The sequence below is a fragment of the Gimesia benthica genome (assembly GCF_009720525.1).
Classification (GTDB): domain Bacteria; phylum Planctomycetota; class Planctomycetia; order Planctomycetales; family Planctomycetaceae; genus Gimesia; species Gimesia benthica.
In genome coordinates, this window is record NZ_CP043930.1 from 3,131,514 (window position 1) to 3,145,543 (window position 14,030).

General features: G+C 54.2%; 9 protein-coding genes. 3 read left to right on the forward strand and 6 right to left on the reverse strand.

Annotation, left to right across the window (positions count from 1 at the left end; all coding sequences use genetic code 11):
* Positions 1-73: 73 nt before the first annotated feature.
* From F1728_RS11845 to F1728_RS11870, 6 genes are all read right to left on the reverse strand, one after another.
* The gene (locus tag F1728_RS11845; protein ID WP_155364277.1) at positions 74-1,969 is read right to left on the reverse strand and encodes a hypothetical protein; all 1,896 of its coding nucleotides are present in this window, start codon (positions 1,967-1,969) and stop codon (positions 74-76) included.
* Positions 1,970-2,146: 177 nt separating this feature from the next.
* The gene (locus tag F1728_RS11850; RefSeq protein WP_194242785.1) at positions 2,147-3,319 is read right to left on the reverse strand and encodes an amidohydrolase family protein; all 1,173 of its coding nucleotides are present in this window, start codon (positions 3,317-3,319) and stop codon (positions 2,147-2,149) included.
* 125 nt (positions 3,320-3,444) lie between these two features.
* On the reverse strand, positions 3,445-5,976 hold the full coding sequence (locus F1728_RS11855; protein WP_155364279.1) for an ABC transporter permease subunit/CPBP intramembrane protease: 2,532 nt from the start codon (positions 5,974-5,976) through the stop codon (positions 3,445-3,447).
* Positions 5,973-6,743, reverse strand: coding sequence for an ATP-binding cassette domain-containing protein (locus F1728_RS11860; protein WP_145180500.1), 771 nt, complete (start codon positions 6,741-6,743; stop codon positions 5,973-5,975). The genes F1728_RS11855 and F1728_RS11860 overlap by 4 nt, the downstream gene beginning before the upstream one ends.
* A 154-nt stretch (positions 6,744-6,897) precedes the next feature.
* Positions 6,898-8,028 carry a cyclic dehypoxanthinyl futalosine synthase gene (gene mqnC / locus F1728_RS11865; RefSeq protein WP_155364280.1) on the reverse strand — a complete coding sequence of 377 codons (1,131 nt, stop codon included), beginning with the start codon at positions 8,026-8,028 and terminating at the stop codon, positions 6,898-6,900.
* Positions 7,997-8,818, reverse strand: coding sequence for a menaquinone biosynthetic enzyme MqnA/MqnD family protein (locus F1728_RS11870; RefSeq protein ID WP_228030691.1), 822 nt, complete (start codon positions 8,816-8,818; stop codon positions 7,997-7,999). Before F1728_RS11870 ends, mqnC begins: the two co-directional genes overlap by 32 nt.
* A 304-nt stretch (positions 8,819-9,122) precedes the next feature.
* On the opposite strand from F1728_RS11870, the gene proC reads away from it, so the two are divergent.
* From proC to F1728_RS11885, 3 genes are all read left to right on the forward strand, one after another.
* The gene (gene proC, locus F1728_RS11875) at positions 9,123-9,941 is read left to right on the forward strand and encodes a pyrroline-5-carboxylate reductase (protein ID WP_155364281.1); all 819 of its coding nucleotides are present in this window, start codon (positions 9,123-9,125) and stop codon (positions 9,939-9,941) included.
* Positions 9,942-10,104: 163 nt separating this feature from the next.
* On the forward strand, positions 10,105-12,882 hold the full coding sequence (locus F1728_RS11880; RefSeq protein ID WP_155364282.1) for an alpha/beta hydrolase: 2,778 nt from the start codon (positions 10,105-10,107) through the stop codon (positions 12,880-12,882).
* A gap of 117 nt (positions 12,883-12,999) precedes the next feature.
* Positions 13,000-13,989 carry a metal ABC transporter solute-binding protein, Zn/Mn family gene (locus F1728_RS11885; protein WP_155364283.1) on the forward strand — a complete coding sequence of 330 codons (990 nt, stop codon included), beginning with the start codon at positions 13,000-13,002 and terminating at the stop codon, positions 13,987-13,989.
* Positions 13,990-14,030: the final 41 nt, after the last annotated feature.

Here is a 14,030-nt window from a genome sequence, read left to right on the forward strand (position 1 = left end):
TGTAAGGGTTCCCAGTCCGTCTGAGTACCCTGTCGATCCAGAAAGCATGGATTCAGGCCATTTCAGAGACTCATTATTCCACGAAGAGCAGCGGTGTCAGATCTCCATCAGAATCGAAACGTCCGATCACTGATTCGTAACTGGTATGATGTCCCAGTACGGCCCGGGCCACCTCACCCTTCTTCAGGCTGCGATAGACCAGCAGCTGATGTTTGCCGATCCGCAACCGATGGCCGGAGGCCACATCGCGGGGAGAAATCTTCCCCGCTTCACTGATGGTCAGACTCTGCCAGTCAGCTGGCTTTCGTTTCAGGTCCGGTTCCCAGTCGATCACGAGGGGGACATACAGGGCTGTCGCTTCCGCTGCTGCCTGATGCAGTTCAATCTGTCCCCGCTCATTCAGGCTCAGGCTGCCCGGGTAGAAGAAATCCCGATCCTGAGGTAGCCCCAGCGGAAAGACGCGCGCCGCGAGTCCTTTGGTTTTCAGCGAAAGTTCATGCGTCTCTTCATCCACAGCATCAGTGAAACCAGAGGCCACGGGCAACAGGGAACGGTATTCCAACCGTGCCGCTTCGCTACCATTCACGATGTCTGACAGAAAGACAAAATGCTGATTGCGAGGCAACAGAATCTGACGATCCAGTGTGTAACCGCCTTCCAGATCCATTTGCAGTTCGAGGTAATCGGCGTCTTCATCTGAATTCCAGCAGACAGCGCTCCATTCGCCATCCCCACTGACTTCAGTACCATCGACCGTCAGAGAGAACTCCCAGCGTCCTTCCAGCAACTGTTTACCCAGTGCGGTAAGACTGACAGCCGGCAGGTCACCATTCCAGGTCACCATCAGCAGATTTGATGAGTCAGACCAGTAATTTCGCATCACAGCCAGCGCGGACCAGTCTGACTGATTCGCAGCGTAATCCTCTGTTTGGATAAAGAACTGCGACCGTTTTTTCTTCCCGGAATTCAATGCCTTCAGATACATTCGCTCGGCACTCCGACTCGACAGGCCGGAAAAATAAGCGGCCAGGCCCAGTAATTCGGCATGACCAATTTCATGGATTGGACACAAAGCCAGTTTTCCGGAGGCGTTACTGGTTGCCACCAGCACCTGGAGCGTGAGCTGAAACCGTTCCAGCGCTTCCTTGTCCCAGAGTCGTTTTTTCCAGACCTGACCAATAAACAGCGAACGTGTCATCGTCGCCAGCCAGAAATCGATCCGTGAAAGCATATCCGCATGGGGAGTGCCATCGGTATCCGTCCGCTCGAAGAAACCGTCCCGCAGATTCTGCTGGCCCAACTGCCTCAGGTTCTTCGCTCCTGCGACTCCTGCAAACAGAAAACTGGCCCGCCAGGGAACTTCACCGGAAACAAGCAGGATCTGGTCATCCGGGGTTTCGGAGAAATCTGTCTCTTCCAGTTTGAAACAATGTGCCACTGCGGCGCACAGGCAGGCGCGCCATGTACTGATCAGAGTCGCGGGTGCCAGGCGATAGCCGACATTCTCCAGCAGTTCCATCAGGAGTAATAATTCGAAGGGCTGCATCGGCTCCGAAAGCGCTACCTGCTCCAGCCAGCCAAACAGCAGACGACTGATTTCATCCCAGCTCAGACCGGGAGTTTTTTTCTTTTTACTGGAGGAAGATGCCTTTTTGCTCTTGGCGGGCGCCGTGCTGGCGGACTCCACCAGATGAATCAGATCGGCAGTGCGGCCGGTGTCTTCAACCTTCTCGGCGGACCAGAGCACAGACCACATCATCTCCGAGCTGTGTCTGGTCTGCTTTTTCTGTTTGGCAATCGCTTTTAATCCAGCCGTCAAACCCTGCCCGAACCGTTCCAGGTCGCCAGCTTGAGCCCCTTTCATCAGGTCGCCGCGTGGTTTCGATGCCCAGCCAACTGCAGGCAGAAACTCTTCATCAGAGAGTGACCAGTATTGCTGGGGTACAGCCTGACCAAATTCAATCGACATGATTTCTTCCATTCTTCAGTTCCCCAACAAAGACCGTTGTGCCAACCATAGGCAAAACAGAGCCGCCTGCCCGGCTTAATTTCGAATCACTTCGCAATGACGAAACAGCTGAAAAGTAGTGCTATGCGCGACCTGCGTTAAGATAGACATTATAGGGTAACGTGATTTCAGTTGAAATCAATTGATCCACTGCCCATTCAGCATGACCCGGGCCACATAAGAACGGGAATCTAACAAAAGATCAGTATCCGTTCCCCCGTCAAAATCGTCAGGTAGTTGGATCAGGGCCAGATCTGCTGCTTTTCCTGCCTCCAGCGAACCTGTATCGTCGGAATACCCCAAAGCACGGGCTCCGGCGAGCGTACCACATTCCAGAATGAGTGCCGTCGCCACCTGGGGATACCTTTCACGCAGAAACTGCAGTTCCCTCCAGAGACTCAAATCCGGGTTCGAAGCCCGACTGTCCGTCCCCAGTGCGACATTGATCCCCTGCCCGATCATCGACAGCCACGGATGCTCCGAATGTCCGAAATAGTCATGCGTGCGGGGGCAATAGACCACTGAAATTGAAGGTGCTCCCCTCAGAAATTCCCACTCGGTCGGGCCGAAATAATTGCCGTGCACTGCCAGAGCAGCCGGTAATTCCGCCAGTGGCGCCAGGTAATCGGTCATCCGCATCCCGTCTTTCAAAATCTCGGGATCCCACAGCCCCAGCTCACTCAGAAGGTCAACAAATGCCCCTGATTTGCGTTCCAGCAGATCATATTCCGCCGCCGTCTCCCCCAGATGAATCGCAACCGGCACTCCCTGATCCCGGGCCTGCTGTACCAGATTCAGATATAAATCGGGATGAACGCTATACGGAGCATGCGGACTCAAGCCCGGGCATAACCGCTCGACTGCCGCTGGTGCGAGGGATTCCGCCAGGAACTCAGCAGCGACCTGCTCCTGCCCCGCCATACGATCGGAGGTAAACCCCAGGCATTCTCGAAATACAATTGCCCGGGGAACCTGGGATTCCGTATTAAACAATCGCAGACTCTCGACGCTTGTCGCAATTTCACCGACCAGAGTCGTTCCCGACAACAGACACTCTGTGATACCCAGCTGAATCCGTTCTGTGACCGGCTGCTCGGTCTCAAATCGGGACTTCATAATCGCCCGAATCCAGTCAGTGAACGGGGAAGCTGGTTCCAGGGGGGCACGCAGTTGACTGAATTCGAGATGCGTGTGGGCATTTACCAGGCCCGGAATCAGAGCCACATTGCCCAGATCGATCGCGCGGGGATGCGTACCTGCATAGACGGCCGCAATGCGGGTCCCTTCAATTTCGACAGTGGCATCTGGCAATGGTGGCCCCGCAACGGGGAATACCCAACGTGCTTGATAAATCTGACGTTCCAAGAGACTGTGTTTTTCAAAACAAAGGTCAGCGGCGGATAACAGGGACGTCGCCCATTATATCAGCCCGACACTTATTTGGTATCCGTCAGTCGACGGTTGAAGGTCGGAGACGTCAGAGAATCCGTGGAAGAGATATTCGGAGCGACGGCCGGGCGTGACTGTAGAATCGTCCACCGCAGCAGCAGAAATGCCACCACAGCACACAGGACCAGCAGCGGCCAGGAATACCTTAACCCCTCAGGCTGCATACTGACAAAATACTGCAGACCGTGTGTCGGTTCCCATTTTTCCGGGATCCGTTCGCGAAAGACCGACAGCGAATTATAAATCATATGGAACGCGATCCCGGGAAACAGACTGCGGCTGTGAACCGCGACCAGCCCCAGAGCCAGCCCCATCAGGGTCGCATTAAATACCTGTTGTGGAATCTGGTGCATCACACCAAACGTCACACTCGAGAGAATCACAGCCAGCCAGACGCGGCCCCGGCGGCCAAACCCGCTCAGCATAAATCCACGGAATGCGATTTCCTCACAAATCCCCGGTGCGATTGCAAATGCCAACAGAATAAACCACAAAGACTGATTGGGATCAGACATTTCTTTGATAATCGCCGCCGCCCCGGGTGGCAATTTTGGAAAGAACCACTGCAGACTCGCCGACAGTTCCAGCGACAACGGATGCAGCATGAAGGGCAACAGAAGTCCTACGCCCCAGAAACCCCAGCTGGGCAAAAAGAGACGAAACGTCTTCCGCACGCTGGTCGTCAGCATGATCCCCATGATCAACGCTGGTGTCGCAATGATCGCCAGCTGCTGGATCATCAGCAACTGCATGCTCCGTACCGCCCGCATCGATTCCGGCGCGGTCAGAATCGCATCCCGCATCGTATTCATCACGGCAAACTGCAGTAACATGATGATCACGAAACAGAAGCCGGCCTCCGCAAAACTGGGTAACGCGTCTTTGGTCCGCATCAGGTGCTTGAGCCACAATCCCAGTTCGAACCGTTCCGCCTCCCGGAACAATACGTCTTCCCGCTGAAACTGATCGATGGCCCACCAGAGTGCCAGCAGACTATAACCGATACTCGATACCAGCACCGGAATCGCATACACATATAAGGTACCCGCATTCACCGCAGACAGCAGCATTCCTTTCAACAGCAAAGCCACCCCGACGATCGGCATCATACTGTAAAACGCATTGATCTCCACTGCCGGAGAAAGACAGAACACCGTCAGCCCCAGCGTCACCATCAACAGCGGCGTTAAATAATACTGTCCCTCTTTACTACTGCGGGCAAAGGTCGCCAGTGACAGACACAGTGCACTGAATAACGCCGAAAGCGGAATCAGTAGAATCACAATCCAGAACAGTGCAGAAGCAGAAGGAAAGGACAGATCACCGATCTTCGACAACGCGCCACTCCCTGCCACATTCACCATATGCTTGCCGGTGAAACCCATACTCGCCAGATTCAACAGTGCCGTCGAAACACTGAAGATCATCACTGTCAGGAATTTACCCAGCACGATCTCTGTGCGACGCGCGGGTGAAATCAGCAGAGTCTCCATCGTACCCCGCTCTTTTTCACCGGCCCCCAGGTCGATCGCCGGGTAAAAAGCCCCCGTCGCTGCCATGATGATCAGCAACGCCGGAAACAGCTTGCTCCACAGGTTCGCAGCCAGTTGATCATCCTGTGCCAGGTCGATCACATCCGGATTGATCGGATTCGGCAGATTTTCCGGTAACCGGGCACGGCTCAGTCGGTCTCGCAGAATCGCATTTTCCCAGGCATCCAGCGCTTCCTGAACACGAGTGAATGCCAGCCGCGATTTTTCATCCGCAGTATTTTCCAGTACCAGTGGCCGCAGGGAGACGGCTGGATCAAAATCGATCGGCTCATGTCGGGCCAGTTTTTGACTGACCAGTTCCAGCTCTTTGGAGAGATTCGGGGGAAACAGAATCAAAACCTGAATCTGACTCTCAGCAAACTGCTTACTCAGACGTGCATTGCTCTGGGTAATCTGTTCAGCCAGCTCGATCTTCTCAGTACCCAGTTTTTTCTGCTCTTGAACCAGTTGCTGCTTTTCTTCCGACTGAGTGTCACCCTCAGTCGGTTCTTTCTGATTCTGCTTCGGATGTTGATCTAACTTAGTCTGTATTTGACTCAGTCGAACCTGCAACTGATCCCAGGTATCCAGCAGTTGCTGATGCAGTTTCAGATCCACTTCCAGTTTATCGGCCTGCTCCAGCAGTTTTTCCCGCTCTTCACTATCAATGTCGGACAGGTCATCCCCGGCACCCTGTGCATCGGTAATCACCCGCAATTTTTCCGCGTCGGCTGGATTCATAAACCAGTTGGAGACAAATCGATCCCCTTCCAGCAATTGTGGATGCTGAGGCAGATCTTTCGCCCCGAGCAGCACAACATTCCGTGGCTGCTCCGAAAACATCACCGTCATCTGCACCATCCCGATACCCATCGCCGGATAGAGCAGCAGTGGGAGAATGGCAACCATAAACAGCGTCCGCCGGTCGCGGAGCTGGTCGCGCAATTCACGCATCAGAATGAGCTTGATATTCTTCCACTGTATCATTGGTCTGTCTGTGCCTTCATCGCCAGCTCATCTTCATGCTTCTGAATGAGATGGAAAAACAGTTCTTCCATATCCGATTCGTGATATTGTTCCTCGAGCTCCGGAATACTGCCGATTGCAAGGATGGTACCTTTATAAATCACCGCCACCCGGTCGCAGAGTTTTTCCACTTCTCGCATGATGTGTGTCGAAAAGATGATGCACTTACCTTCTTCGCGCAAAGCTTCCACCGTCTTCAGAACCGCTCGTGCTACCAGCACATCCAGGCCGGAGGTCGGCTCGTCAAAGATTAACACCGGCGGATCGTGCACGATCGTTCGGGCAATTGAAACTTTCTGCTTCATCCCCGTGGACATCTTCGATCCCAGCATGTCCCGGATATCCTGCATCTGCAGCGTGGTGAAGATCCACTCCAGCCGCTCCTGCAGGGGGCCTTCTTCAATGCCGTACAGACGCCCGAAGTATTCGACCATCTCCCAGGCCGTCATCCGGTCATAGATTCCCGTATTGCCCGACATGAAGCCGATATGGGAACGGACTTCCTGGGGATGCGTTCGCACGTCGTAACCGGCCACCGTCGCGGTTCCGGATGTGGGCTGCAGCACGGTGCTCAACAATCGTAGACAGGTCGTCTTACCTGCACCATTGGGTCCCAGCAGACCAAAGATTTCTCCGGCCTGGACATCGAAGCTCACTGAATCGAGTGCGACAATGCTGCCACGTCGCAAATCATCGAAACTTTTACTCAGTTGCTCGATGTGAATCATATTCGTCCATTATTCCTGCTGCCCGATACACCTGTCGACCTTCAACAGGAAATCGACAGACTGAAGAGGCTTACCGATATTTCATTAATATAAGCAAGCATAACCTATCATGGCGAATCGGCTGCACTGAGCTGTTTCTCTGACCGATTTTCTCTCAGTTCAGCACGGGCAGAGGAACGCGACCTGAACCCCTTGCAGGACCATTAGAATCAGGATCATCGATATATTCATAAAAGACATTCCGCTGCCGGGGAATGTATCCCGATTCCGTAATACAGCGACGAATTGTCTCAACTGTCAGATGATGAGTCGTTCCCGCCTGGGAGACCACATTCTCTTCAATCATCAGGCTGCCCATATCATTGGCGCCAAAAAAGAGTGCCATCTGCCCCGTTTTTTCTCCCTGGGTGACCCAGGAGGACTGGATATTTTTAAAGTTATCCAGGTACAGGCGGCTCACAGCCTGGGTCTTCAGATACTCGAATGCTCCCGCGGGTGGTACGTAATCCATATCGGTATTCTCGGGCTGGAGTGTCCAGCAGATGAATGCCGAAAAGCCGCCCGTCTTATCCTGCAGTTCACGCAGTCGATCCAGGTGCTCAATCCGCTCAGCCAGTGTCTCGATATGGCCGAACATCATGGTGGCACTCGAAATGCCCCCCAGCTCGTGCCAGACCCGATTCACTTCCAGCCACTCGTCGGTCAGTGCTTTGCCACGAGTAATTTCTTTGCGAACCCGGTCCACGAGGATCTCGCCTCCCCCTCCGGGCAGACTACCCAGGCCGGCATCTTTCAACCGCTGCAACACTTCGCGCAGAGGTAACTTGTTGACCTTGGTGAAGTGATGCAGTTCCGGCGGACTGAAGCCATGCACGTTTACCGTGGGATACCGTTCCCGTAGATCGCGGAGCAGATCTTCATACCACTCCAGTTTCAACGTTGGGTGCAAACCTCCCTGCAGCAGGATCTGGTCCCCGCCCAGTTCGATGGTCTCTTCAATCTTCTGATACAGCTGCTCGGGTTTGAGCACATACACGTCCGGCGACTTCGGATTCCGGTAAAACGCACAGAAATCACAGACCGCCGTACAGGAATTCGAATAGTTGATATTCCGGTCGATGTTGTAGGTCCGGTAAGGCTCGGGGTGCAGTCGCTTCGTGACTTCGTTGGCTGCCTTGCCCAGCGCAACCAGATCGTGAGACTCCATCAGCTTGAGCCCCTCTTCTCGGTTCAGACGTTCGCCGGCGACTGCTTTATCCAGCAGAGATGCAATTTCGGAAGACAAGAGGAACCCCCTCGGGAGCAAGTCCCGTTTTAATGGCTAATTCTTGAAACAGCTGCAATCCGCAACGCTCTGCAGATCCCAGATAAAAACTCAGATTATTCTTCAGATAGCTTTCTGCCACCGCCACGTCAATGCCCAGCTTAGGTGCTTCCCGTCGGGCAATCTCGTCCAGCATTGAAACACCCCTGTCGCGTGCCTGACATAACGCGGTCTCCAGCGATCCGGTATCCTGATCCAGACGGACGGCCCACATCGCGAAGACGAACGGCAGCCCAGTCCAGCGCAACCACTCTTCGCCCAGGTCCCAGGTCGCAGCGAACTTCGTACTTGGCGTATGAATCGCCCGATCGCCGATCAGCAGGATTGCATCTGCGGTTGTCGCTTCAATGGTCTGTTCGATCGGCAGCGGTTCCACTTCCGGAAACACGCCGTACTGCTCCGCCAGCATGATTCTGACCAGCGTCGCACTCGTCCGCGAGCCCATGTCCAGTGCCAGCCGCTTGATTTTGCCAAGGGGCACGCGGCTATACATTTTCACACTCAACACCGGCCCCTGTGTCGCCACACAGGCATTCGAAATCACTTCATAGTGGGGGCTGCGAATGACTTCAATCGAGGGAATGAGCCCCACATCAATTCGCCCCTCAGCCAGATCATCAGCCAGCAGGCTGGGATAATCTAACATCAGTTCAGCATTATCCGCGAGATCTTCCAGATCCTGAATCAGCGGTTTCGAATTGAGATAAGAGACCGCCCCCACACGAATCGGGGGGGGAACCACGTCTGACATTCTCGTTTGGCTTTCATTCCCGGTTGCATTTTGCAGCTTATTATAACCGGCCGTCTTCATCTCGCAATCAGCTCGCATTTATGGATCAACACGTCTGAAACGGGCACTGATGCACATTCCGATCGTTGGTGTTACAATTCAAAGTTACTTACGCTTACATTGATATCGTAGACGCAGATAGTAGTATTCTAGCAGTTTACGTCCTCTCTATCAGGGACTATCCGAAGGAAAATTTGAGGACAGCACGAAATAGCCTCAAATTACAGTCGAATTGACAGCTACAGACAGCAGAAAGCCCCCCAGAATGTCAGACAGTAGACAAATAAAAGTCGGTTTTATTGGTGCAGGACGCATGGCGACCGCCCTGGCAGGAGGCCTGATTTCCTCCGGTTTTACCTCTGCAGAAAACGTCTGTGCCAGTGACACTTACGAGTCGGCCCGGGAAAAATTTGCCCACGAAACCGGTGCAACTACTCTTGAGGCCAATATCACTGTCGCTGAACAGTCCGACATTGTGATCCTGGCTGTCAAACCGCAACAGCTCCCCGACGTCCTGCAGGAACTGAAAGGCACTATTACCGGGAAACAGCTGCTGGTCTCCATCGCCGCCGGTTCTCCACTCTCACTCTTCCTGGAGACTCTCGGGGATTCCATCCGCGTGATCCGTGTCATGCCCAACACTCCCTGCCTGGTCAAACAGGGAGCTTCTGCATTCGCCCGGGGCGGTAAAGCGACAGAAGCCGATGCCAGCCTGGTCGATTCCCTGCTCTCCACCGTCGGCATCGCCGTCGAAGTCCCCGAGTCACAACTGGACGCCGTCACCGGACTGTCCGGCTCCGGCCCCGCTTACATTTATCAAATCATTGAAGCCCTCAGCGATGGTGCCGTGCGGATGGGACTCCCCCGCCACGTCGCCACTCAGCTCGCCGCACAAACCGTCAAAGGCGCCGCGGAGATGGTGCTCGAAACCGGTGAACATCCCGGTGCCCTTAAAGACGCGGTCACCAGTCCAGGTGGTACCACGATCGCCGGCATCCACGCCCTTGAATCGGGAGGCCTTCGTAGCAGCCTCATGAACGCCGTCGCTGCGGCCACACTCCGTTCCATCGAGTTAGGCAAATAGTCCTGACCAGAACCTTGCTGAAATCTGGCCAGTCACCGGGGTTCAAACTGCGCGTGCTGTTTATTTAATTTTCCTAACGAACTTGTGTTCCCTGCCTGTTTTTCGCAGAATGAATCAATATTGATTTATCAGATCCCACCAGAATTCATCGGGAGTTCCAGCCATGAGGCACCATTCTGTCCGCACTCTACTCGTCTTCTGCAGTCTGCTTTCACTCAGTATTTCGCTCCTGTCAGCTGCTGAACCCGACCTGCAGAACTGGCTGAAACAACCGATCCTGGAAAAAGATCAGCCATGGAAAGAGGTCCAGGCATTTATCGCTCCCAAAGTCCCCGGCATGCCTGAAGTCAGCAGTGTCACCCAATGGGAAAAGGTCAATCACCGCATTCGCAAAGAGGTTCTGGACAAAGTCGTCTATCGTGGTGAAGCCGCCAAATGGCGCGACACGAAACTGAACGTCGTCTGGGGAGAGACCATCCCCGGCGGTCCCGAATACAAAATCCAGAAACTTCGCTTCGAAGCCGTCCCCGGACTCTGGGTCCCCGCCCTGCTTTACATTCCCAATGACCTGACGGGCAAAGTTCCCGTCGTGATGAATGTCAACGGCCATGATCGCAATGATGGAAAAGCCGCCGACTACAAACAGGTCCGCTGTATCAATCAGGCCAAGCGAGGCATGCTGGCTCTCAACGTCGAATGGCTCGGCATGGGTCAGCTCAACTCTCCCGGCTTCACACACTATAAGATGAACCAGCTCGACCTGTGTGGCACCAGCGGGCTTGCTCCCTTTTATCTCGCCATGAAAAAAGGGCTCGATGCTCTACTCGCGCATCCTAACGCTGATCCCCGGCGCGTCGCAGTCGCAGGCCTCTCTGGAGGTGGCTGGCAGACGATCTTTATCAGCTCCCTCGACGAACGGGTCACCCTCTCCAATCCGGTAGCCGGTTACTCCAGCTTCCTCACCCGCGATTATCACACTAAGGACCTGGGTGATTCCGAACAGACACCCAACGACCTGGCGCTCTACGCCGACTACACGCACCTGACCGCGATGCGGGCTCCCCGTCCGACCTTGCTGACGAACAACTCGAAAGACAACTGCTGCTTCGAATCGGGATACGCCCAGCCCCCACTGCTCAAGGCTGCCTTCCCAATCTTCAAGCTCTACGACAAAGAAGAAAATCTGCAGAAGCACATCAACGACGATCCCGGCACGCACAACTTCCTCAAAGATAATCGCGAAGCCCTCTATCGCATGCTCTCAGCACACTTCTCCGAACCAGGCAAACCGCTGCCAGTCGAAGAAATCCCCTGTGACGAAGAATTGAAAACAGCAGAGGAACTGCAGGTCGAACTCCCCGCTGACAATGCGGACTTCCACACTCTGGCCCTCAAACTCAGTCAGAATCTGCCTCGCCCCGCGAAAAAGACCACACCTGAAAAACAACGGGCAGCACTCAAAAAACTCATCTCCGCTCCAGAGTCAAAAGTCATCGGCACTAAGGTCGACCACAAGTCAGCAGGCGACACTAAAGTCACCTTTTGGAAACTGAAAGTCGATCAGGACTGGACCGTTCCTGCCGTGGAATTTTCACGTGGCTCCGCGAAATCCACCACTATCATCGTCGCAGATGCAGGCCGCCAGAGTCTGGCAGAAACAGTTGAAACGTTACTGGCACAAGGACAAAACGTGCTCGCCGTCGATCCTTTCTACTTCGGCGAATCGAAAATCAGTCAGCGTGACTTCCTGTATGGTCTGCTCGTCGCAGCCGTAGGAGAACGCCCCCTGGGCATTCAGGCCGGTCAGCTCGCTGCCATCGCCCGCTGGTTGAAAGCCGACCAGAAACAGTCCACCGTTCGGATCCAGGCCGTCGGCCCCCGCAGCAGCCTGTTCACACTCGTCGCCGCTGCGATCGAGCCTGCAGCCATCACAGGTGTCAGCCTGCAGGACTCTTACGGGTCCCTCAAGGAAGTACTCGAAGAGGATAAAGCTGTCAGCCAGGCCCCCGAACTCTTCTGCTTCGGTCTGCTCAAAGCGTTCGATATTAAAGAACTCACCGAACTTGCAGGCCGGGACCGGGTCACGTTCCTTTCCCCCTCCGAACGGGTCAAACGTGAACTTTCCGAGGTAGAGATTCAAAAAGACGTGGACTACCTGGGTGCAGGCCGCGAGGAAAAACTCGATCTCTATCTTCCCGATGCCCGCTTGCGGAAAGGCCCCTATCCCGCTGTCGTGATTATCCATGGCGGGGGCTGGCATGGCGGTGACAAAGGCGCCCGTCGCGAAATCAACATCGGCACCAACCTGGCCAAAGCCGGCTACGTCTGTGCCAGCATCAACTACCAGCTTGCGAAAAAACAGTCTCGCTTTACCGATAACCTCAAACAGGTCTGGCCTGGTCATCTGCAGGATTGTAAAACCGCCGTTCGCTTCCTGCGAAAACATGCCGATAAGTACCAGGTCGATACCGACCACATCGGGGCGATCGGTGGTTCCGCCGGCGGACATCTGGTCGCGATGCTGGCTGTGACCGGCGACGATCCACAGCTCGAACCTGAAGAACCCTATACAGGTTTTTCATCCCGCATCCAGGCAGTGGTCCCCATGTACGGCGTACATGACCTGATCGCCCTGGCACAATCACGTGACCTGCTGAGTTCCTTCTCGGAAGAAGAAAAGTCACTCAGCAAACAGGCCTCTGCAGTATCGCATATTTCAGACGATGATCCTCCCTTCCTCGTCCTGCACGGAACCCGAGACGCGCTGGTCCCGGTAGAACAGTCAGAGCTCCTGCAGACCGCGCTGAAAAAAGGTGGTATCCCCGCTGAGCTCATCATTATCGAAGGCGCTCCACACAGCTTTCACCTCCAACCTAAACAGCGCGACCTCCGACCTGCGGTCATCGGCTTCTTTGATCAGCACCTCAAGCCACAGAAGTAATGCATTTCCGTGGAGTTGACATTCCCGGGGTACCTGCTATAAAATCATAAAAAATGTAGCCTTGGCTACATTTAAGCACTCCGCACACACTAAACCTTTACCGGAGCATACCTTATCATGAGAAAGCTCTTCGCTTTCGCCCTGGTGTTAATCGGCCTGGCCGGCTGTCAGTCACAGGATAATTCGACGCCTCAGACCAAAAAAGAGAAATCCGGTACCAATATCCAGTACCCGATCCCTGTCGCAGCGACCGTGGGAATGGTCGCCGATCTTGTCAATAATGTGGGACAGGAATATGTCGATGTGAAACAGATCATGGGTACCGGCGTTGACCCCCACATGCATAAAGCGAGTCGCGATGATGTTGTGGCGATTATGAACGCAGATGTTGTCTTCTATTCCGGCCTGATGCTCGAAGGCAAAATGACCGACACCCTGATTAAGGTCTCGCGCAATAAACCAGTCTATGCGGTGACCGAACTGATCAACGAAAAAACGCTTCTGGAACCGGACGATTTTAACGGTCACTACGACCCCCATGTCTGGATGGACGTCTCCGCCTGGTCTCAATGTGTCGACGCCGTTAAAGACGCCCTCTCCCAATATGACCCGCAACACGCGGATGTCTATGAGAAGAATGCTGCTACCTATAAACAGAAACTGGAGCAACTGCACAAGTACGGCCTGGAAACATTGAAATCGATCCCGGAAGACAGTCGCACATTGATCACCTCGCACGATGCTTTCAATTATTTCGGTCGAGCTTATGGACTCGACGTTCAAGGCGTACAGGGCATCTCCACCGAATCAGAAGCCGGTCTGAAACGGATTAACGAGCTCGTCGATCTGCTGGTAAAGAAAAAGATCAAAGCGGTCTTCGTGGAAAGCAGTGTCTCTAAAAAGAATATTACCGCTCTGATTGAAGGAGCCCGCGCGCAGGGGCATCAAATCGAAATCGGAGGAGAACTGTTCTCAGATGCTATGGGAGAACCGGGGACATACGAAGGAACTTACCTCGGGATGCTCGACCACAATATCACCATAGTGGCCCGGGCGCTGGGGGGCACTGCCCCGGAAAAAGGCATGCAGAATAAACTCACTCCCTGAGAAACACAGCTCAGTCTCTACTTTTCTTCAAACCCAACATG